The organism is Salinicoccus hispanicus (assembly GCF_009831115.1).
GTDB lineage: Bacteria > Bacillota > Bacilli > Staphylococcales > Salinicoccaceae > Salinicoccus > Salinicoccus hispanicus.
Map to the genome: position 1 here is coordinate 585,321 of NZ_WUUK01000001.1, position 18,723 is coordinate 604,043.

The following is an 18,723-nucleotide window of genomic DNA, read 5'->3' on the forward strand; positions in this document are numbered from 1 at the left end:
TTATGAAAATTACAGTGATCGGCACGGGCAGTTTCGGTACCAGTCTTGCCATGGTGCTTGTTGATAATGGTCACGATGTGCATATATACGGCAGGAATAGTGCAGTTGTGGATGAAATCAATGAACAGCATACAAACGTCAACTATTTGAAGGACGTTTCAATTCCTGAAGCCGTCAAGGCAGTGTCCAATTTGGAGGACAGCATCTCACATGCAGAAATCATTGTACTCGCCGTTCCTGTCAAAGCCATGCGGCAGGTCACCCGCGAAGTACATGCGCATCTGAAGGCGATGCACAAAAAAGTGCTGCTTGTCCATGTTGCCAAAGGTCTCGAACTGGATACCCATCTGAGAGTGTCCGAGATCATTTCGGAAGAAACAGATGATGAAACAGTACAGGATATATGTGTGCTCAGTGGACCGAGCCACGCCGAAGAAGTTGCCAGACGGGCGCCTACAACTGTCAGTGCAGCATCCATCGGATCCGATGGTGCCAAAGTCATACAGGATGTTTTCATGACCCAATACTTCCGCGTATACCACAATGATGACTTGACAGGTGTCGAAATCGGCGGTGCTTTGAAAAATATCATCGCGCTGGCCATCGGTGTCCTGCATGGTCTCAATTTTGGAGACAATGCAAAAGCCGCCATCATTACGCGTGGCCTGCAGGAAATTGCAAGACTTGGCACGCGCATGGGTGCAAACCCGCTGACGTTTCTCGGTCTGACAGGCATGGGAGATCTGATTGTCACAGCGACGAGCATGCATTCAAGAAACTACCGCTGCGGCATCATGCTGGCAGAAGGCAGAAGCGTCGAGGAGGCACAGCAGGAGATGGGCATGGTGGTCGAGGGCGTGAACACGACACGTGCTGCCTATGAACTCGCCACACAGTATGAAGTCGAGATGCCCATCACCAAAGTACTCTATCAGTATCTTTTTGAGGATATCAGCCAGGAAGAGGCTTTCTACGCATTGATGATGCGTGAGAAGACCGGTGAGACGGATGATCTGAAAGAAGCACTGCAGCAACAATATAAAGAATGGACTAGAGAGTGATAAGATGTTTGATATATCAAGAATGAACTTAATGTGGATTTCGTTCTATTCACTGGGTGCAATGGCACTTGCAGCCGTGCTGATATATGTTGCACGGTATAAGATTACTTCTCGGCCAATAAGTATCATAGTCTCCCTGATCGCATGGGCACTGCTGATATTTTCCTTTCTGCTGATGATACCAGTACTTGGGGGCAGTAGTCATGCGTAGCTTAAGACTGCTGGTGATCGTGCTTATAAGCAGTATGCTTCTTGCAGGGTGCCTGTATCCGGAATCCGAAAAGACACAGAACCGGATTCCGGATGATCTGCAGATAGAGATGGTCCAGAACGCAGTAGACCAGTTCCAGGAGAATTCCGAAGGTCTTCTGCCGATTAAGACACAGGAAGATCAGCGGGAATATCTCGAGTACCAGGTTGATTTCACAGCGCTGGTACCGACTTATCTGGATCAGCGGCCTGATAATGCCTATGAAGCCGGTGGCAACTATCAGTATGTTATCATAGACGCTGAGGAAGATCCGAAAGTGAAGCTCGCTGATCTGAGGATCACCGACGAAATCAGATCTCTCACCATCCGTCTGAATACATTTGGAGAGAATGTTGAGCTCGGCGAGCCGATCGGTCCCAATGTCTATCCGCTGGACCTGAACTTCTACGAGTTTGACAAAAATCCAACTGTGACAAGCCCCTATACAGAATCGACCCTGAATGTATACTATAACGGCGGACAACAGTTCATTGTGGACTACAGGGAGGACATCGGCAGAATCATGAAAGAGAATGACCTGGAATTCGAAACCGGGGAAGATGTAAGGCATGTCCTGTATGAATATACACCAATCGTGCCGATCTATTCCCCTGAAATCACAGTGAACGAAGAAAACAGGCCGATATTCATGACAAACCGCCATAAAAGCGATTAAAACGGCGTTTTTTAGCCCTAAAGCGCCTAAATCCGTTGCAGTGCTACATTCACTGTGTTAAAGTCAAAACATAATGATAATCATGTTTATCATTATAGTCATATAAGGAGGTGGATCTGATGAACAAAACAGATTTGATCAATGCTGTCAGTGATCATGCTGACCTTACTAAAAAAGAAGCAGGTGCTGCTGTCGATGCAGTATTTGACACTATTCAAGAATCACTGAAAAATGGTGAGAAAGTACAGCTTATCGGTTTCGGTAACTTCGAAGTACGTGAGCGTTCAGCAAGAAAAGGACGTAATCCACAATCAGGAGAAGAAATTGAAATCTCGGCATCGAAAGTCCCTGCATTCAAAGCAGGCAAAGCACTTAAAGATGCAGTAAAATAATTTAATTATTTAGGCCTAACGTAATGGTTAGGTCTATTAATTTATAAGGTGATATTTGTCATGAATGCGCTCAGGAAAGAACTTGAATCCGACCTCGGTCCCAACTCATGGATCCTCGATATACATAATGACCCCTTCTTTGATTTCTTTTCGGAAGAGGTCCATATCCTAAACAGTCCCCACGTCAATCAGGCAGTGCTGCTATTCAACACCGCTCTTAATTTTCTGGATCGTGTGCCTGAAGATGCTGACAGGGAGCTCCACGTACTTGCCGGCGACTATCTGTTCAGCAAATTCTACATGATGCTCTCAAGACACGAAGAATATGAAGTGCTGCATGATATGATGGAGATGTCCAAGTCGCTCAATTCCAGAAAATCCGAGCTGGTGATGGGGAAAGTCAAGCCTCGCCCACAGGAGATGGAATGGCTGCTCTATGGTCCCATGCTCTATCTCATCTCCAATGGATATGTTGACAGCCGTCTCGGTGAGGTCATAGAGGCAAGCATGAACAACCTGGATATCACTTCACTTCCATACATAAACCAAAAGTAAAGGTGAGTTGAATGGACAAAGAGACAAAAGTTCAAAACATATTTAATTCCATATCATCAGACTATGACCTGATGAATGATATCATCAGTTTGAATCAGCATAATATGTGGCGTAGGCGGACAATGAAGGAAATGTTCGTCAAAAATGGCCAGTCTGTACTTGATGTATGCTGCGGAACCGGGGACTGGACCATCCAACTTTCGGAAACAGCACCCGATGCCCGAGTCATCGGCATCGATTTCAGTGAAAAAATGCTGGAAGTGGCAGAAGAAAAGACAGTTGGACATTCAAATATAGAACTGACCCAGGGAAATGCGATGGCATTGCCATTCGATGATGGTTCATTCGACTATGTAACCATCGGTTTCGGTTTAAGGAATCTTCCTGACTACAAAAAGGCGATCGATGAATTCTACAGAGTGTTGAAGCCGGGAGGTACACTTGTAGTCCTTGAGACATCCATTCCTGAAAACAAGCTGGTCAACCAGGGCTTCGATTTCTACTTCGGCACCATCATGCCGACGCTCGGCGGCCTTATTGCCGACCGCTCGAAAGAATACGAATGGCTCTACGAATCCACAAGCGCGTTTCTTTCCAAGAATGAACTCAAGTCCATGATGGCTGAGAGTGGTTTTACGAATCTCAAAGTCATCCCGCATACTTTCGGTACCGCTGCCACCCACATCGGATACAGGCCGCTTGAACGGGTGAAACTCAGTTGAAAACAGTAAAGCAGTATCTTGCTTCAGATTTTGAAGCAGTCGGTGATATCATAAAGGAGAATCTTGATCCGAACGAGATTCTGGTGCATTCCAAAAGTTACGAACTCTTCAGATCAGGTGGAAAAAAGATCCGGCCAACTTTCACACTGCTTGTCGGCAGACTGGGTGAGACCGGCAGATATCCGGATGTACTGAAAGCGAGTGCGAGCCTTGAACTGATCCATATGGCGACACTCGTACACGACGATATCATCGACAACAGCAGGTTGCGTAGAGGCAGATCGACCGTCTACTATGAACATGGTTATCTGCAGGCGATCAATACCGGCAACTATCTTCTATCCACTTCGCTCTCCATCGTCAGCACGATAGAGCATAAGGCGCTCCATGAGGCTTTTTCACAAGCCATCAGGGATATAGTGGACGGAGAGATATTCCAGTTGGATCATCAGTTCAATACCTACCAGACGCTTGATGACTACTACACCAAGATATATAGAAAAACAGCACTGCTGATTGAACTGAGCATCAAAATGGGGGCCTACGCAGCAAATGTCGACCAGCGCATTCTGGACGGGCTGCTTGTATATGGCTATCATATCGGAATGAGTTTTCAGATCATCGATGATTGTCTGGATTTCATCGGAAATGAAAAGACACTCGGCAAACCCAAGTTCTCGGACCTTGAAAATGGTCATTATACACTGCCGGTCCTCATGCTGAGGGATGAAGACCCTGATTTCAGCAATAAACTGCATGCATTCGACGGAAGCAGGGAGAAGCTCGATGAACTGATTGGGGATCTTCTCGCTTCCGATGCAATCGACCGTTCGATCGCTATCAGCAATACGTACATCGATAAGGCAAGGGCGGCCATTGAGGATATAGACGAGCCGATCCGGACCTATCTGATGGAAATTGCAGAAAAACTATCAAACCGTCTGAATTAAATTGAAAAATCAAAATTGATAGTGTTAAAATGGTATGGATTGGATTTCAACTAAAGGAGAATGCAAAAAATGGAAAAAACTTTTCTAATGATCAAGCCTGATGGTGTACAGAGAAATCTCATAGGCGCCATTGTAGGACGTCTCGAGAACAAAGGTTTCAGAATCGCTGGTGCCAAGCTGATGCAGGTATCTGAAGACCTGGCTAAAACACACTATCAGGAACACGAGGAAAAACCATTCTTTGGTGAACTTGTAGACTTCATCACTTCAGGACCAGTTTTCGCTATGGTACTGGAAGGCGACAATGTCATTGATACAGCACGTCTTGCTGTAGGTTCAACCAATCCGCAACAGGCAGCTCCTGGAACGATCCGTGGAGACTATGGACTGACGGTCGGAAAGAATATCATTCATGGGTCCGACTCGAAAGAAAGTGCTGAGCGCGAAATCTCGCTTTTCTTTGATGAAAATGAGATTCTCGACTACAAGCTTTCCAATAGTGCATGGATCTATTAGAACTCAAATAGCAGAAGCTGGGTAAAGCACTCAGCTTTTTTTAGTATCATGAAATAATAAGGAGGATATATTATATGAGATTTTTGACAGCAGGTGAATCACATGGGCCGAAACTGTCGGCCATAGTGGAAGGTTTCCCCGCAAATCTGCCGATAGACAAGGAAAGAATGACCGCTGAACTATTGAAGAGACAAGGTGGATACGGCCGCGGCCGTCGCATGCAGATAGAGAAGGATACATTCCAGTTCGGCAGCGGCGTCAGACATGGCAAGACACTCGGCAGCCCAATCATGCTGGAGATTACAAATGATGACTTCAAGCACTGGAGCAAGATCATGGGCAGTGAACCCCTGACTGCAGAAGAAGAAGCATCCATGAAAAGGGTGATCACGAAGCCGCGTCCCGGTCACGCTGATCTAGTCGGTGGAATGAAATACAATGTCCGGGACCTGCGCAATGTACTGGAACGTTCCTCTGCACGGGAGACGGCTTCACGTGTCGCTGTCGGTGCGCTTTGCAAGGAACTCCTTCATGCGCTTGATATCCGCATCTTCAGTCGGGTCAACCAGATCGGCGAAGTGAAGGATGATGCAGAGTACAGTATTGAAGAGCGTGCAGGCCGTCCCGACCAGTCTTCAGTCCGCATGGTATCAGAGGAGAAGACAAAGCAGGCGGAAGAACTTATTGATGCAACAAAGAAAAAAGGAGACTCGATCGGTGGTATCGTTGAAGTCATCGTTGAAAATCCGATGCCCGGCCTCGGCAGCCATGTCCATTACGACCGCAAGCTTGATGCCAAAATTGCCGGCAGTATTGTCAGCATCAATGCTTTCAAAGGCGTCGAGTTCGGTATCGGCTTCAGAGCCGGGGAGACACCGGGATCGGAAGTTCAGGATGAAATCCTCTATAGTGAGGAGTACGGCTACTACCGCCGCACCAATAATCTTGGTGGATTCGAGGGTGGTATGACGACAGGCATGCCGATCATCGTCAAAGCTGTCATGAAACCCATACCGACATTATACAAGCCGCTCTTCAGTGTGGATATCAACACCAAGGAATCTTTCAAGGCAACTATCGAGCGCAGTGACGCATGTGCTGTTCCTGCTGCTTCCGTTGTATGTGAACACATGGTCGCTATTGAAATGGCCGGTGCCATTCTTGACAAGTTCCCTCATGATGATTTCATTGAGCTGGAATCGGCTGTTGCCCAATACAAACAGCGACTGGGCGAATACTAGTATGGAAATCAGAACCGACTATGCAGATGGCAACTACACCATCCACGTAGACTATGGCATTTTGGAAGCGTCCATATCCGAATATATCGCGGCATACAGCTCTGTACACTTCCTTGTGGATCAGAATGTTTATGCACTGTATAAGGATAGCCTGCTGTCATTTGTTCAGCACCCCATCATACTGGAAGGCGGAGAGGCATCGAAATCTTTCGATGCCTTCAAGCATATTACAGAAACCCTGCTTGAGAGGGGGATAAAGCGCAACCACCTGATCGTCGTAATCGGCGGGGGGGCTGCTGGCGATGCGGGCGGCTTTGCTGCTGCAACGGTATTGAGGGGTGTGGACTATATCCAGGTGCCTACAACGCTCCTTGCCCACGATTCTTCGATAGGCGGCAAGACTGCAATCAACAGTGGGCATGGCAAAAACCTGATCGGTGCGTTCCATCGTCCGAAAGCAGTCATCTACGATCTATCGTTCCTTGAGACATTGCCGCACCACGAACTGCTGAGCGGTTTCGGTGAAGTGTTCAAGCATGCACTCCTTAAAGACGAAGAGACCGTCAGAACGCTTATGGATGCCACCAGGACAAAAATATCACTCGACATGATGAAGCCGTTCATCATCAGCGGCATAGAAACCAAAATGCATTATGTGACCACTGATGAAAAGGAGTCGGGCATCAGAAAATTCCTGAACCTCGGGCATACATTGGGACACGCGATAGAGTATAAGTATAGGATGCCCCACGGGATGGCCGTGATGCTTGGTCTTTATTTCATGATGTATGCCTCAAACGAGAAGGCAGCGCGCAATATATTCGATCTTGATTCGTTCAGACAGTATTTTGAACTGCACGGCTATCCGCTCGAGCATCTGAAAGCGATCGATGAAGTTGAAATGATGACACTTATGGGCAAAGACAAGAAGAACCAGAGCTCGGATGCAACCGGTTTTGTACTGATGAACGATTTTGGACAGTGCTACTTTACTGAAATTGACAGCAATCAACTGAAAAAATATATTTCCCAATTAAAGGAGAGCCTATGAACCATTTATTGAACAGCAGTTTCAGCGGAACTTTGAAAGTTCCGGGAGATAAATCGATCACCCATCGTGCCCTCATGTTCGGTACGCTCGCAAAAGGAACGACGCACATCCATCTGCCACTTCACAGTGAGGATACACGCCGCACCATGGAATGTATGCGTGCGCTCGGTGCACAGGTGGAGGAGCATGCCCAGGAATGGGTGGTCACCTCTCCGGGACACAGTGGTCTTCAAGCACCGGATGATGTACTCTACACAGGGAATTCCGGCACGACAACACGCCTGATTACGGGTCTGATCGCCGGACTCGGCCTCCCGGCCGAGATAGAAGGGGACGCTTCCATCGCAAAGCGCCCGATGGACCGCGTGCAGCGCCCGCTTGCTGAAATGGGAGCAGATATCACTCTGAAAGATGAAAAATATCCACCAATTGAGATAAAACCTGCAAATCTTTCCCCCATCACCTACACGATGCCGATTGCCAGTGCACAAGTAAAAAGTGCCATACTGCTTGCATCACTATTTGCTGAAGGGCACAGTGTCATCCATGAACCCGCGCCTTCAAGAAACCACACCGAGATCATGCTTGAGCAGTTCGGAGCTGATATTAAATCCGAGAACGGCACAATCACTCTCACAGGCGGCAATGAACTGAACGCTTCGGATGTTACTGTACCGGGCGACATCTCTTCAGCGGCTTTTCCGATTGTTCTCGCTGTTCTGAAACCCGGATCCAGCATCACAATCGAAAATGTTTCACTGAATGATACACGTTCCGGCATTCTGGACGTGCTGGATATGATGGGAGCCGATGTGACGGTCGAACAGACATCCAGGACGGGTGAAGCGCTTGGCAGGATCCATGCAGCCTATACGCCGGAACTGAAAGGATTCGAAATATCCGGTGACATCATTCCGCGTCTGATTGATGAAATCCCCATCCTCGCACTTATAGCAGCGTTCAGCAATGAAGCCTGCACTGTGAGAGGAGCGGAAGAACTGCGCTTCAAGGAAACAGACCGTATCCGCGCAGTCATTGATGAACTGTCCAAATTCGGTATCCAGTTCACAGAGTACGATGATGGATTCACTGTCCACCCGGGTCAGGTCGATGTTATGGAAAATACACCAGTAAAAGGGTATAATGACCATCGAATCATCATGATGCTGATTGTTTTCTCCATAATAAGCAACACACCACTGGAAATAGATGATATGTCTGCAATTGATATATCCTATCCCGGATTTTTGGAGGATCTTGAAGCACTAAGGAAGGATGCCTAACCATGCAGGATCAGATCTATGAAATTATTGATCAGTTGAGAAAAGGGGAGTACCCTGAAAATAAATTGAACGAAGTCGTCGGAAATATCGACCAGCTTGTGGATGAGATGGATCTTGAAGCCCTCTTCATTCTTGGTGATACACTGGTCGCTTCAGGTCTTCATAAGGAAGCCGAAAGCATATTTGTACACCTCAACAGCCAGACGAGCCATGACGATGAAGTCCTGTCGTATCTTGTAGACATACTGATTACCGATGGACGCCTTGACGAGGCGCTCAGCCATGTCAATGAAGCAGAGAATACACCGGCTGTGCTGCTACTGAAAGCGGAAATCTTCCAGCAGCTCAACATGAGCGACGTCGCAATAAGATCACTGCTTGAGGCCAAAGCGCTGAGCGATGATCCCATTCTGGACTTTGCACTTGCAGAGATCTATTATCAGGAAGGGGAGTTCCCGGATGCCGTCCGCCACTATGAGGCTTTGATTGCCGCCGGCTTCGAGGAAATCAATGGCATAGAGCTGAATCTGCGGCTGGCCGAGCTGCACATGCATCAGCTTGACCTTGAAAATGCTGGCAGATATTTCGAAATGGCCGATGAGAAATTCTTCACCAATGACGACTACTACAGAAAAGCACTGCTGGAATACCAGCTGCAGTCTTATGAAGCTGCCAAAAACCTGCTCAATCAGGTCATTGAAAACGAACCATACTACGTCAATGCGTATATTCTGCTCATGAATGTTCATGAGACGGAGCACGAACTGGTACCGGCGATAGAACTGATCGAAAGCTACATCAGGCAGGATGATACCGAGCCATTGTTCTTCTTCCACCTTGGCAGGCTTTATTTCAGAAATGGGGAGACGGATAAGGCGATCAATAATTTTTCCAAAGCGATTGCCATCGATCAGGATTACGACGACGCCTATCTCATGCTGTTTGAAACATTGCTCAAATCCGGCAGAACAGAAGAAGCCCCGCAGTTCACCGAGAAGCTAGACACCCATGCACTATCAGGGGAGAGCCTGTATCTTCTGGCGAAGATCGAACAGGAGAACGAGAATGATGGCACCGCACTGGTCCTCTATCAGGATGCTTCAAAACTGATTGGCGAATCCATCGAATTCTATACAGACTACTACAAGTACCTGAACGAAATCCGTCATCCTGACAGAAAGGACATACTGGACAGACTCATCATCCTGGAACCTGACAATATAGATTGGCAGTTTGAAAAGGAGCGTTATGATGAAGAGCATGATCAGGCATAGAAAAGATTTCATTGACTATATTCTATACAATTATGAATTCGGCGATCGTACAGCTGTGTGGATTCTGAATTTCATCAAATCCCACCCGGTCGTCTCCAGTAATACAGTGTTTGTCGATAACGGCAATGTGGACCGTAAGCTTCGCATTTCCGACAATGGGAGTACAAGTCCCACACTGCTGTTTGAAAAAGGGAATACCATCACCGTAGATGGTGAGGTCATCTTCCACGAATTGAACATGAACCAGGAACAGCCGCTGCTACTGAAATTCAATCTTCATCGTGAAGATCCGAGATACAATAGCTTGAAGGCACTGGAAACAGATATGGACAGCACCCTTGAAAAGATAGGACATGAATCCGTCCTCACCCAGATTGATGAAGCGCTGGATTCAAAAGACCATGCCAGATTCAAACAGCTGACAGACTACCTTAATCGGACAAACAAGTAGAAGAGGTGATGAAATGCTATATAATCACCAGGACCTCAAAGTCCTGAAAGATGAAATCGAATTTGTGGATACAGCACTGGTCCCTTTTGCGAGTGCAGATATGAACGAGGGTGCACGTGACAATGCCAGCGACATGGAAATGATCCAGATGGTGACGATCCAGCTCGAAAAACAGTTCAAGGGCCGTCTTTTCATCACGCCGCCCATGATGACCGTCGAGGGCATGACGGAAGTCCTGCGCACTTATATCTCGCAGCTTGAGGCATATGGTTTCAAAAGAGTCATCATTCTGACACATCTTGATCATTCCTTCGAATCGGCACAATCCATTGTACTGAACCGCATCCCGCTTGAGGATATGGATGTCGAGATGAAGATGAGCCTGATCAATGATGAGGTGAAGAATGTGATGAAACAGGTCATCAGCATCTGGAATCAGAGGGATTAGGCATTATTACACGATTATGGTTCGCGAGCATATCAAAAGTTGATTTAGCTTATTGACCGGTTTCAGCTAATAGGCTAAAATTGAACTGTCCTAGTTATATAATAAATGTAAAAGTACGCGCGTTTGAGGGGGGAAATTTGAATGTCGCAAAAAGTAACAAGACGCCAGTTCCTGAACTATTCTCTGATGGGGGTAGGATCATTCATGGCGGCTGGTATCATACTGCCAATGGGTAGATTTGCACTTGACCCGCTGTTCCAGGATCAGGCGGAAGGTTCCATGATCACCACGAGTGTAAAAGCTGAAGAAATTACCGAAGAGCCTGTCAAAGTTGACTTTTCTTTCGATCAGCAGGATGCATGGTATGAAAGTGAAGTGACAGACTTCGCTTGGGTATATAGAGATGGCGAGGAGATCATCGCTCTATCGCCTGTGTGCAAGCACTTGGGCTGTACCGTAACATGGGCTGGTGATGATGCCAACCCGAACCGATTCTTCTGCCCATGTCATAATGGCATGTACGAAAAGAATGGTCAGAATGTGCCGGGTACACCTCCAAGAGGACCATTGGACCAGTTTGAAGTCGGTACATCCGATGGTTACGTCACTATAGGTGAAAGATTCGCCAACGAAATTATATAGGAGGGAACACTTTGCTTAACAGAATCTATGATTGGATAGACGATCGCATTGATATCACTCCTATATGGAGAGATGTCGCTGATCACGAAGTGCCGGAGCATGTTAACCCTGCCTATCACTTCTCAGCATTCGTATATTGTTTCGGCGGGTTAACGTTTTTCATTACAGTCATCCAGATACTCTCGGGAATGTTCCTGACAATGTATTATGTACCTGATATCGTCAATGCATGGAACTCCGTCTACTATCTGCAGCATGACGTTGCAGCAGGAGTCATCGTCCGTGGGATGCACCACTGGGGTGCCAGCCTGGTAGTAGTAATGATGTTCCTACATACTCTGAGAGTATTCTTCACCGGTGCATACAAGGCGCCACGTGAGCTCAACTGGGTTGTAGGCGTGCTGCTTTTCCTTGTAATACTCGGTCTCGCCTTCACAGGCTACCTGCTGCCTTGGGATATGAAAGCATTGTTCGCTACAAAAGTAGGATTGGATATTGCAGAGAGTGTACCGTTTGTCGGTGAATGGATCAAAACACTGCTTGCCGGTGATGAAGAGATCATCGGAGCTCAGACATTGACACGTTTCTTTGCCATCCACGTATTCTTCCTGCCTGCTGCTCTATTTGGATTGATGGCTGTGCACTTCATCATGATACGTAGACAAGGCATCTCAGGACCACTATAGGAATGATAAGGGAGGTAAATTGATATGAAACGTGGAAAAGGGCTGACTTTTGTCGGCGATTCACGAGTACAGAAATATGACAAACCAAAGCTCAATCGCGACTATTCCGAATTTCCGGGTCGTACAGAAGAGTTCTATCCGGATTTCCTTCTGAAAGAGTGGGTAACTGGTGCAGTATTCCTCATCGGTTTCCTCTGCCTGACCGTCGCACACCCTGCGCCGCTAGAACGTGTTGCAGATCCTACTGATACAGGATATATACCTCTTCCTGACTGGTATTTCCTATTCCTCTATCAGATTCTGAAGTACACATATGCATCCGGGCCATTCAATATCATCGGTGCCATAGTCATGCCAGGGATAGCTGTCGGCGCACTGCTGCTTGCGCCTTGGCTTGATAACAGCAAGGAACGCAAGTGGACCAGACGCCCTGTTACAGCTGCGATGATGCTCATTTCATTCGGCATCATCTTCTATACGACATGGGAGTCGGTGGCCTATCATGACTGGGAAACACAGAACCAGCAGGGTCAGATTGTATTTTCAAATCTTGATACTGAAGACCCTGTGTTCCAGGACATCATAAGATCCAACTGTACGAGCTGCCACGGCGGTGAACTGACAGGCGGATCCGGACCGAATCTGATTGAGCCTGATCTGAACGCAGAAACGGTACAAGCATTCGTAGAGAATGGTACTGGAGAAATGCCGGCATTCAAAGATCAGCTGACAGATGAAGAAATTCAACAAGTATCGGAGTTTGTTGCCAACCTCGAACTCACATCGGAAGAGGATGCTACAAATTCTACAAATGATTCAGATGTATCTGAAGAATAATTAAAAGCCCTAGCAATAGGGCTTTTTTTAGTAAGGGAATGTTCCAATGTATAAAGTGATTGATCTAATGTATAACAGATGGTTTCTCATTCTGCTGCTGATTTCAAATGTCATCGGGACACTGTATGGATACTGGTGGTATAGAGGCCAGCTATCCGATACAGAGTGGTATTTCATTCCATTCGTCCCCGACAGTCCGACAGCGACACTGTTCCTATCCATTGTCATACTTCTTATATTGATGGGAAAGAAATCGGGTCTGATGGATGCCCTGGCATTTACAACTCTGATCAAATATGGCGTTTGGGCTGTGGTGATGAACCTGCTGACCTTCATGGAGACAGGATTCATCTCATGGATCGGACTGATGCTCATCGCATCCCACGGCATCATGGCTGTACAGGCAATTCTTTTCCTGCCTCATCTTGAGATCAAGCCCATCCATCTCTACATCACTGCCATCTGGCTATTCCATAATGATATCATCGACTATGTATATGGCCAGTATCCGGTCTATGGTAATCTGGCGCAGTATGAAGCGCATATCGGCTACTTCGCCTTCTGGCTGAGCGTCCTTGTACTGATACTGCTTCATCAGCTGGTACCAAGGCGTTCTGATTGACGATTGGGCAAAATTTGAAGTAAAATAAAGTATGAAAAACTTTTGGAGGTTGGAATCCACGTGTATATTATATTGTATTTTGTGATTTTGATGGTTGTTCCAATGCTCGCACAGATGAACGTAAAATCGACATTCAACAAGTACTCGAAAGTGCGTTCGACGAGTGGGCTGACAGGCCGTGAGGTCGCAGAGGAAATCCTCAGGGAAAATGGCATCTACGATGTTTCAGTCGAAAGAGGCAAGGGCTTCCTGAGCGACTACTATGATCCGAAAAATAAGAAGCTTGTCCTGTCCCCGCATAACTATGACACGCCAAGTGTTGCAGGTACGGCAGTCGCAGCCCACGAAGTCGGGCATGCCATCCAGCATGCGACAGGCTACGCATTTCTTAACTTCCGTTCTGCGCTCTTCCCGCTTGCCCAACTTGGAAGCAACTTCTCATATATCCTGATCATTGCCGGCATGTTCATCACGTATGCGCAGAGCAATGCACAAGGTGGGCTGGGAGACCTGCTCCTCTGGGGTGGTATCGCTCTGATGGCATTCGCGGTTCTATTCCAGATTGTCACCTTACCGGTCGAGTTTGATGCATCCAAGCGTGCGATGAATCAGATCGAATCATTGAACATCGTCAATCAGAAAGAATACCGTCATGCCAAGAAGGTCCTTAACGCAGCAGCAATGACATATGTTGCAGCGACTGCAGTGGCCGTGGCTGAACTGGTCAGATTCATCATGATTGCACGGAGCAATTAGGCTGGATCCGAGGAACCCTTGAAGGGTTCCTTTTTTATTTTGCAGGTAGTCTGTTAATATGATAATGACCATGAAAGGGGAGATACCATGGATTGCAGCTATACTGAGGAGCAGCGCATCTTTCGCTACAGAGCTGTCGGCCTAATCATCGAAAACGATCATATACTGCTTGCCACCAACAGCATGGCAGAGTATTTCTATACAATCGGCGGGGCGGTAAAGCATGGAGAAACCAGTACTGATGCCGTCAGAAGGGAAGTTCTGGAAGAGACGAAGCTCGACTATGAAGTTGAAAAAATGCTCACAGTCGTTGAAAATTTCTTTGACTATGAGTTCAACAGTACGGAATATGAATTCCATGAAGTTGCCATCTACTACCTGATGAAGCCCCAAGGCATGAAAAGGATCAATGCAGTGCAGGATATAGGAGGCGGAAGGAAGGAGCACGTCGAGTGGATTCCTCTGTCACGCATCGACAAGATCGAGATCAAACCATCAATCCTCAAGGAGATCATAGCCAATATCGATCACCTCGCTTCCCCGCTGATACACAAAGATGTAAACCAGTAGTACAAATCAGGTTCACACCGGGGCCAAGATTGTCTATAATCAGTAATAGCAACTAAAAGAATGGATGATAATATGAAGATTGCATTAATCGCACATGATGAAAAAAAGGATGACCTGTTGAGATTCATAGACAAGCACCTTGTATTTTTCAAAAATCAGGAGCTATACGCGACGGGGACTACCGGCAGCAGGATCATCGAGCATACAGGACTCGATGTGCACCGGTGCAAATCCGGACCGCTCGGTGGTGACCAGGAGATTGGTGCAATGGTGGCAAACAAAGCAATAGACTGCATCATCTTCTTCAGGGATCCGCTTACTGCACAGCCCCATGAACCGGATGTCAGTGCGCTGCTGAGATTATCCGATGTATATGATGTACCACTCGCGACAAATGAAGGCACTGCGGAGGCCGTCCTCTATCATCTGAGCCATAAAGACAGGGGGTAGGGTGAATGAAAATCGGCATAACCTGCTATCCGAGCGTAGGTGGCAGTGGTATCATTGCCACTGAACTTGGCATACAGATGGCGAAAAGGGGGCATGAAGTGCACTTCATCACTTCAAATGTCCCTTTCAGACTGGATGCGAACCATCCGAACATCTATATACACCAGACGGATATAAATGACTACAGCGTATTCCGCTATCCACCCTATGACATCACCCTGGCAAGCAAGATCTCAGAGATCATCGTCGAATATGATCTGGAAATCATCCATATGCACTATGCCGTACCACACGCCATCTGCGGCATCCTGGCGCGTCAGATGGCAGGCCGGGACGTGGGTATCGTCACGACACTCCATGGCACCGACATCACGGTTCTCGGCCATGATATGTCGCTTGTCAGTGCAATCCGTTTCGGCATCAACGGCTCCGACGTTGTCACGGCAGTTTCCGAAAGCCTGAAGGAACAGACACAAAGGCTGATCGGACCGGACAAGGACATAAAGACCATATACAATTTTGTTGATGAACAGCACTTCAACTCAATTGGCAAGGAAGATGTTAAGCGGCGCATGAAGGAAAGGTTCGGAATACCTGCAGGCACCCGGGTACTTATGCATACTTCAAATCTCAGAAAAGTAAAAAGGATCGATGATATCATCCGCGCTTTCCATATAGTACACCAGTCTGTCGACAGTGTTCTCGTACTGGTCGGCGATGGACCGGAGATGAACAGCATCCGCAGACTGGTCAAAAATCTGAAACTGGAAGACGCCGTCATATTTGCCGGACAGCAGACGGATGTAAAATCATTCTATCTGATGAGTGATATCTTCCTGCTTATGAGCGAGAAGGAAAGTTTTGGTCTGGCATTGCTTGAAGCGATGCACTGCGGCGCTGTGCCGGTCGGTTCGACAGCCGGCGGCATCAGTGAAGTCATCCGTCACGAAGAAACCGGCTATCTTGCAGAGGTCGGTGACTTCGACACAGCTGCCGCACACATCATCGGCATACTTGAAGACGATACACTCTATAGAAGAATCCAGACCCGCATGCTTGAAGACGTCGGAGCCCGTTTCCATTCCGATGTCATTGTCGGCGAGTATGAAATGCTGTACAGGGAACTGATTGAGGAGCAGAAACATGCATGAACTCTTTACAACAGGCAATATCATATTGAAAACACTCGTATCCCATGGATACAAGGGATACTTCGTAGGCGGTTGCGTGCGGGACTATCATATGGGGCGGTCCATCAGCGACGTCGATATCACGACCGATGCGCTGCCGGAAGACATCGAGCGCATCTTCCGGCATACGATTGACGTCGGCAAAACGCACGGCACCATCATCGTACTGGTGGAAGACGTGCCATTTGAAGTGACCACTTTCCGGACCGAATCGGAATACAGCGACTTCCGCAGGCCGGATGCGGTCACTTTCACCCGGGATCTGCACAGCGACCTCGAGCGCAGGGATTTCACCATGAATGCGATGGCCATGGACGGTGATTTTGATATTATCGACCCCTACAACGGAATGGAAGCCATCAGCGACAGAATGATCACCACTGTCGGACAGGCATCCGAAAGATTTGGCGAGGATGCACTCAGAATATTGAGGGCAGCCAGGTTCGCTTCCCAACTCCAGTTCGAAGTCGCTAATGACACAAAACGTGCCATGGCGCAACATGCAGAGAATCTCCGGCATGTTGCTGTGGAACGAAGCGTAACGGAACTCACCAAACTCTATATGGGACAGGATCCGAATGGAGCCAAAGCACTGATGGCGGATACGCATCTGAACAGGTATCTGCCGTTCTTCGACAAGGTGGATGATGCGTCATTCCTCAGGACAGATGTCCGCTCGCTCGAATGTGAACTGGCACTCCAGATCCATCTGGCGCCTGAGCTGAAACAGGCACTTCCCGCACTGAAGCTCTCCAATACCATCAAGACGAATATTGGAAATACACTCAGACTGCTTGCCATGATTGATTCTTCCTCCATCAGAAATCTCGCCTACAGCTTTGATGACCGTGTACTGGAAAAAACCGCAGATATGATCCAGATGAATCCATATCTTGAGAACGGAAACAGGATGTCGCGCCTGAAGTCGGCACAGACCACAAAACCTGGACTTCCCATCGCAGATGCTTCCGAAATCGAACTTGATGGCAATGCGCTCATGTCACATTTCAATGCACGCGGCGGGCCGTGGATCAGAGTCGTCCTTTCGGCTGTGGAACAGGAAATACTGGATGGCCGACTGGACAATGACAGAGACAAAATAATTGAATGGGTGAGGGCACATGTCGAATATGAAGCAGGAAATATTGAAATTATTGAAAAGTGACCAGTTCATTTCCGGTCAGGAAATGGCCGACCGTCTCAAAGTTTCCAGAACGGCTGTCTGGAAGAACATCAACGCTTTGAAAACCGAAGGGTACAGCATTGAATCGGTCACCAGAAAAGGCTATCACCTGAGAGAGCATCCCCGTTACATAAGCCCGACGGCACTGGAGGTGCTGGTTGAAAGTTCTCCTCTCTTCAGTCATATGGAATACTTGGAAACCACCGAGTCGACACAGATTGAAGCGTTCCAGAAGCTTGAAAACAAGGATGGCGCCTATATCGTTGTCGCACTTGAACAGACCAAGGGCAGAGGGCGGTTCAGCCGCCAGTGGTCCTCACCAAAGAACAGGGGACTCTATCTTTCCATAGTGCTGCGTCCGAATATACCGATCACAGAGATCATACGCTTCAATCTTTTCATATCCCTTGCCCTGTCAAGAACGCTGGATGCGGCTTTTGGCGTCCAAAGTGGCATCAAATGGCCAAATGATATATATATCAATAACAGAAAGGTTTCCGGCTTTTTGACTGAAGTCGTCAGCGAAAGCAATGTGATCAGTGCTATAATCTGTGGTATCGGCATCAACATATTCAAAGACGAAAGTGTCAGTGCGCTCGGAACGGCCACTGACATAGAATCCGAAATCGAACCGGACAGAGCGATCGATCTGGATGATTTCATGAGAAAGCTGATCCACAATATAGAAGTGTACTATGACCGTTTCATCAATGAACCGTTCAGCAGCATCCGGGAAGAATGGAAATCGCGGGCGATTGTTTTCAACAAAGATCTGAAAATCACCGAAACCGGCGAAAGCTATATGGCTAAGGCTCTGGATATCGATCAGGATGGATTTTTGGAAGTGCTGGATGAGGCGGGAGAAATCAGAAGAGTGGTCAGTGCGGATATTGAACTCTAGTAGGAACTGGTGATGA

General features: G+C 47.4%; 24 protein-coding genes. All 24 read left to right on the forward strand.

Features of this window, described 5'->3' with window-relative positions; genetic code table 11:
* Nucleotides 1-2 precede the first annotated feature (2 nt).
* The 24 genes from GQ671_RS02975 (at nucleotide 3) to GQ671_RS03090 (ending at nucleotide 18,707) form a co-directional block, all read left to right on the forward strand.
* The gene (locus GQ671_RS02975) at nucleotides 3-1,061 is read left to right on the forward strand and encodes an NAD(P)H-dependent glycerol-3-phosphate dehydrogenase (protein ID WP_160652464.1); all 1,059 of its coding nucleotides are present in this window, start codon (nucleotides 3-5) and stop codon (nucleotides 1,059-1,061) included.
* 22 nt (nucleotides 1,062-1,083) lie between these two features.
* A complete protein-coding gene (locus GQ671_RS02980; protein WP_246153117.1) occupies nucleotides 1,084-1,272 on the forward strand; it encodes a DUF2768 domain-containing protein in 189 nt (62 codons plus the stop codon).
* Nucleotides 1,265-1,987: a hypothetical protein gene (locus GQ671_RS02985; RefSeq protein ID WP_160652470.1), complete on the forward strand. Its 723-nt coding sequence runs from the start codon at nucleotides 1,265-1,267 to the stop codon at nucleotides 1,985-1,987. The genes GQ671_RS02980 and GQ671_RS02985 overlap by 8 nt, the downstream gene beginning before the upstream one ends.
* Before the next feature lie 119 nt (nucleotides 1,988-2,106).
* Nucleotides 2,107-2,379, forward strand: coding sequence for an HU family DNA-binding protein (locus GQ671_RS02990; protein WP_160652473.1), 273 nt, complete (start codon nucleotides 2,107-2,109; stop codon nucleotides 2,377-2,379).
* A 60-nt stretch (nucleotides 2,380-2,439) separates the two neighbouring features.
* Complete coding sequence (locus GQ671_RS02995; RefSeq protein ID WP_160652476.1) at nucleotides 2,440-2,934, forward strand: hypothetical protein; 495 nt, start codon at nucleotides 2,440-2,442, stop codon at nucleotides 2,932-2,934.
* An 11-nt stretch (nucleotides 2,935-2,945) separates the two neighbouring features.
* Complete coding sequence (locus GQ671_RS03000) at nucleotides 2,946-3,656, forward strand: demethylmenaquinone methyltransferase (RefSeq protein ID WP_160652480.1); 711 nt, start codon at nucleotides 2,946-2,948, stop codon at nucleotides 3,654-3,656.
* A complete protein-coding gene (locus tag GQ671_RS03005) occupies nucleotides 3,653-4,606 on the forward strand; it encodes a polyprenyl synthetase family protein (RefSeq protein WP_160652485.1) in 954 nt (317 codons plus the stop codon). The genes GQ671_RS03000 and GQ671_RS03005 overlap by 4 nt, the downstream gene beginning before the upstream one ends.
* A 69-nt stretch (nucleotides 4,607-4,675) precedes the next feature.
* Nucleotides 4,676-5,122, forward strand: coding sequence for a nucleoside-diphosphate kinase (ndk, locus tag GQ671_RS03010; protein WP_160652489.1), 447 nt, complete (start codon nucleotides 4,676-4,678; stop codon nucleotides 5,120-5,122).
* Between the two features lie 74 nt (nucleotides 5,123-5,196).
* Complete coding sequence (gene aroC, locus GQ671_RS03015) at nucleotides 5,197-6,363, forward strand: chorismate synthase (protein WP_160652492.1); 1,167 nt, start codon at nucleotides 5,197-5,199, stop codon at nucleotides 6,361-6,363.
* A 1-nt stretch (nucleotide 6,364) separates the two neighbouring features.
* Entirely contained in the window at nucleotides 6,365-7,414 is a 1,050-nt protein-coding gene (aroB, locus tag GQ671_RS03020; RefSeq protein ID WP_160652495.1) for a 3-dehydroquinate synthase, read from the forward strand.
* Nucleotides 7,411-8,697, forward strand: coding sequence for a 3-phosphoshikimate 1-carboxyvinyltransferase (gene aroA, locus GQ671_RS03025; protein ID WP_160652498.1), 1,287 nt, complete (start codon nucleotides 7,411-7,413; stop codon nucleotides 8,695-8,697). The genes aroB and aroA overlap by 4 nt, the downstream gene beginning before the upstream one ends.
* A gap of 2 nt (nucleotides 8,698-8,699) precedes the next feature.
* The gene (locus GQ671_RS03030; RefSeq protein WP_160652501.1) at nucleotides 8,700-9,971 is read left to right on the forward strand and encodes a tetratricopeptide repeat protein; all 1,272 of its coding nucleotides are present in this window, start codon (nucleotides 8,700-8,702) and stop codon (nucleotides 9,969-9,971) included.
* On the forward strand, nucleotides 9,949-10,422 hold the full coding sequence (locus GQ671_RS03035) for a YpiB family protein (protein WP_246153119.1): 474 nt from the start codon (nucleotides 9,949-9,951) through the stop codon (nucleotides 10,420-10,422). Before GQ671_RS03030 ends, GQ671_RS03035 begins: the two co-directional genes overlap by 23 nt.
* A gap of 13 nt (nucleotides 10,423-10,435) precedes the next feature.
* Nucleotides 10,436-10,870, forward strand: a complete 435-nt coding sequence (locus GQ671_RS03040; protein WP_160652504.1) for a DUF2487 family protein — start codon at nucleotides 10,436-10,438, stop codon at nucleotides 10,868-10,870.
* Nucleotides 10,871-11,011: 141 nt separating this feature from the next.
* The gene (locus GQ671_RS03045; protein ID WP_160652507.1) at nucleotides 11,012-11,512 is read left to right on the forward strand and encodes a QcrA and Rieske domain-containing protein; all 501 of its coding nucleotides are present in this window, start codon (nucleotides 11,012-11,014) and stop codon (nucleotides 11,510-11,512) included.
* An 11-nt stretch (nucleotides 11,513-11,523) separates the two neighbouring features.
* Entirely contained in the window at nucleotides 11,524-12,198 is a 675-nt protein-coding gene (qcrB, locus tag GQ671_RS03050; protein ID WP_160652510.1) for a menaquinol-cytochrome c reductase cytochrome b subunit, read from the forward strand.
* 24 nt (nucleotides 12,199-12,222) lie between these two features.
* Nucleotides 12,223-13,035 carry a menaquinol-cytochrome c reductase cytochrome b/c subunit gene (locus tag GQ671_RS03055; RefSeq protein ID WP_160652512.1) on the forward strand — a complete coding sequence of 271 codons (813 nt, stop codon included), beginning with the start codon at nucleotides 12,223-12,225 and terminating at the stop codon, nucleotides 13,033-13,035.
* Between the two features lie 46 nt (nucleotides 13,036-13,081).
* Nucleotides 13,082-13,657 carry a DUF1405 domain-containing protein gene (locus GQ671_RS03060; protein ID WP_160652517.1) on the forward strand — a complete coding sequence of 192 codons (576 nt, stop codon included), beginning with the start codon at nucleotides 13,082-13,084 and terminating at the stop codon, nucleotides 13,655-13,657.
* Nucleotides 13,658-13,723: 66 nt separating this feature from the next.
* On the forward strand, nucleotides 13,724-14,413 hold the full coding sequence (locus GQ671_RS03065) for a zinc metallopeptidase (RefSeq protein WP_407690713.1): 690 nt from the start codon (nucleotides 13,724-13,726) through the stop codon (nucleotides 14,411-14,413).
* A gap of 87 nt (nucleotides 14,414-14,500) precedes the next feature.
* Nucleotides 14,501-14,983: an NUDIX hydrolase gene (locus GQ671_RS03070; RefSeq protein WP_160652523.1), complete on the forward strand. Its 483-nt coding sequence runs from the start codon at nucleotides 14,501-14,503 to the stop codon at nucleotides 14,981-14,983.
* A gap of 72 nt (nucleotides 14,984-15,055) precedes the next feature.
* Entirely contained in the window at nucleotides 15,056-15,433 is a 378-nt protein-coding gene (gene mgsA / locus GQ671_RS03075) for a methylglyoxal synthase (protein ID WP_160652526.1), read from the forward strand.
* Nucleotides 15,434-15,438: 5 nt separating this feature from the next.
* Complete coding sequence (gene bshA / locus GQ671_RS03080; protein WP_160652528.1) at nucleotides 15,439-16,584, forward strand: N-acetyl-alpha-D-glucosaminyl L-malate synthase BshA; 1,146 nt, start codon at nucleotides 15,439-15,441, stop codon at nucleotides 16,582-16,584.
* Nucleotides 16,577-17,788 (forward strand): CCA tRNA nucleotidyltransferase, encoded by a 1,212-nt coding sequence (locus GQ671_RS03085; protein ID WP_160652531.1) that lies wholly within the window; start codon nucleotides 16,577-16,579, stop codon nucleotides 17,786-17,788. The genes bshA and GQ671_RS03085 overlap by 8 nt, the downstream gene beginning before the upstream one ends.
* Nucleotides 17,745-18,707, forward strand: coding sequence for a biotin--[acetyl-CoA-carboxylase] ligase (locus tag GQ671_RS03090; protein WP_160652535.1), 963 nt, complete (start codon nucleotides 17,745-17,747; stop codon nucleotides 18,705-18,707). The genes GQ671_RS03085 and GQ671_RS03090 overlap by 44 nt, the downstream gene beginning before the upstream one ends.
* The last annotated feature ends 16 nt before the right edge of the window (nucleotides 18,708-18,723 follow it).

Excerpts from the sequence above, each read along its gene's own strand:
- GQ671_RS02975 (WP_160652464.1), top strand. The coding sequence starts at position 3 with ATGAAAATTACAGTGATCGGCACGGGCAGTTTCGGTACCAGTCTTGCC.
- GQ671_RS02980 (WP_246153117.1), top strand. The coding sequence starts at position 1,084 with ATGAACTTAATGTGGATTTCGTTCTATTCACTGGGTGCAATGGCACTT.
- GQ671_RS02985 (WP_160652470.1), top strand. The coding sequence starts at position 1,265 with ATGCGTAGCTTAAGACTGCTGGTGATCGTGCTTATAAGCAGTATGCTT.
- GQ671_RS02990 (WP_160652473.1), top strand. The coding sequence starts at position 2,107 with ATGAACAAAACAGATTTGATCAATGCTGTCAGTGATCATGCTGACCTT.
- GQ671_RS02995 (WP_160652476.1), top strand. The coding sequence starts at position 2,440 with ATGAATGCGCTCAGGAAAGAACTTGAATCCGACCTCGGTCCCAACTCA.
- GQ671_RS03000 (WP_160652480.1), top strand. The coding sequence starts at position 2,946 with ATGGACAAAGAGACAAAAGTTCAAAACATATTTAATTCCATATCATCA.
- ndk (WP_160652489.1), top strand. The coding sequence starts at position 4,676 with ATGGAAAAAACTTTTCTAATGATCAAGCCTGATGGTGTACAGAGAAAT.
- aroC (WP_160652492.1), top strand. The coding sequence starts at position 5,197 with ATGAGATTTTTGACAGCAGGTGAATCACATGGGCCGAAACTGTCGGCC.
- aroB (WP_160652495.1), top strand. The coding sequence starts at position 6,365 with ATGGAAATCAGAACCGACTATGCAGATGGCAACTACACCATCCACGTA.
- aroA (WP_160652498.1), top strand. The coding sequence starts at position 7,411 with ATGAACCATTTATTGAACAGCAGTTTCAGCGGAACTTTGAAAGTTCCG.
- GQ671_RS03030 (WP_160652501.1), top strand. The coding sequence starts at position 8,700 with ATGCAGGATCAGATCTATGAAATTATTGATCAGTTGAGAAAAGGGGAG.
- GQ671_RS03035 (WP_246153119.1), top strand. The coding sequence starts at position 9,949 with ATGAAGAGCATGATCAGGCATAGAAAAGATTTCATTGACTATATTCTA.
- GQ671_RS03040 (WP_160652504.1), top strand. The coding sequence starts at position 10,436 with ATGCTATATAATCACCAGGACCTCAAAGTCCTGAAAGATGAAATCGAA.
- GQ671_RS03045 (WP_160652507.1), top strand. The coding sequence starts at position 11,012 with ATGTCGCAAAAAGTAACAAGACGCCAGTTCCTGAACTATTCTCTGATG.
- GQ671_RS03055 (WP_160652512.1), top strand. The coding sequence starts at position 12,223 with ATGAAACGTGGAAAAGGGCTGACTTTTGTCGGCGATTCACGAGTACAG.
- GQ671_RS03060 (WP_160652517.1), top strand. The coding sequence starts at position 13,082 with ATGTATAAAGTGATTGATCTAATGTATAACAGATGGTTTCTCATTCTG.
- GQ671_RS03070 (WP_160652523.1), top strand. The coding sequence starts at position 14,501 with ATGGATTGCAGCTATACTGAGGAGCAGCGCATCTTTCGCTACAGAGCT.
- mgsA (WP_160652526.1), top strand. The coding sequence starts at position 15,056 with ATGAAGATTGCATTAATCGCACATGATGAAAAAAAGGATGACCTGTTG.
- bshA (WP_160652528.1), top strand. The coding sequence starts at position 15,439 with ATGAAAATCGGCATAACCTGCTATCCGAGCGTAGGTGGCAGTGGTATC.
- GQ671_RS03085 (WP_160652531.1), top strand. The coding sequence starts at position 16,577 with ATGCATGAACTCTTTACAACAGGCAATATCATATTGAAAACACTCGTA.
- GQ671_RS03090 (WP_160652535.1), top strand. The coding sequence starts at position 17,745 with ATGTCGAATATGAAGCAGGAAATATTGAAATTATTGAAAAGTGACCAG.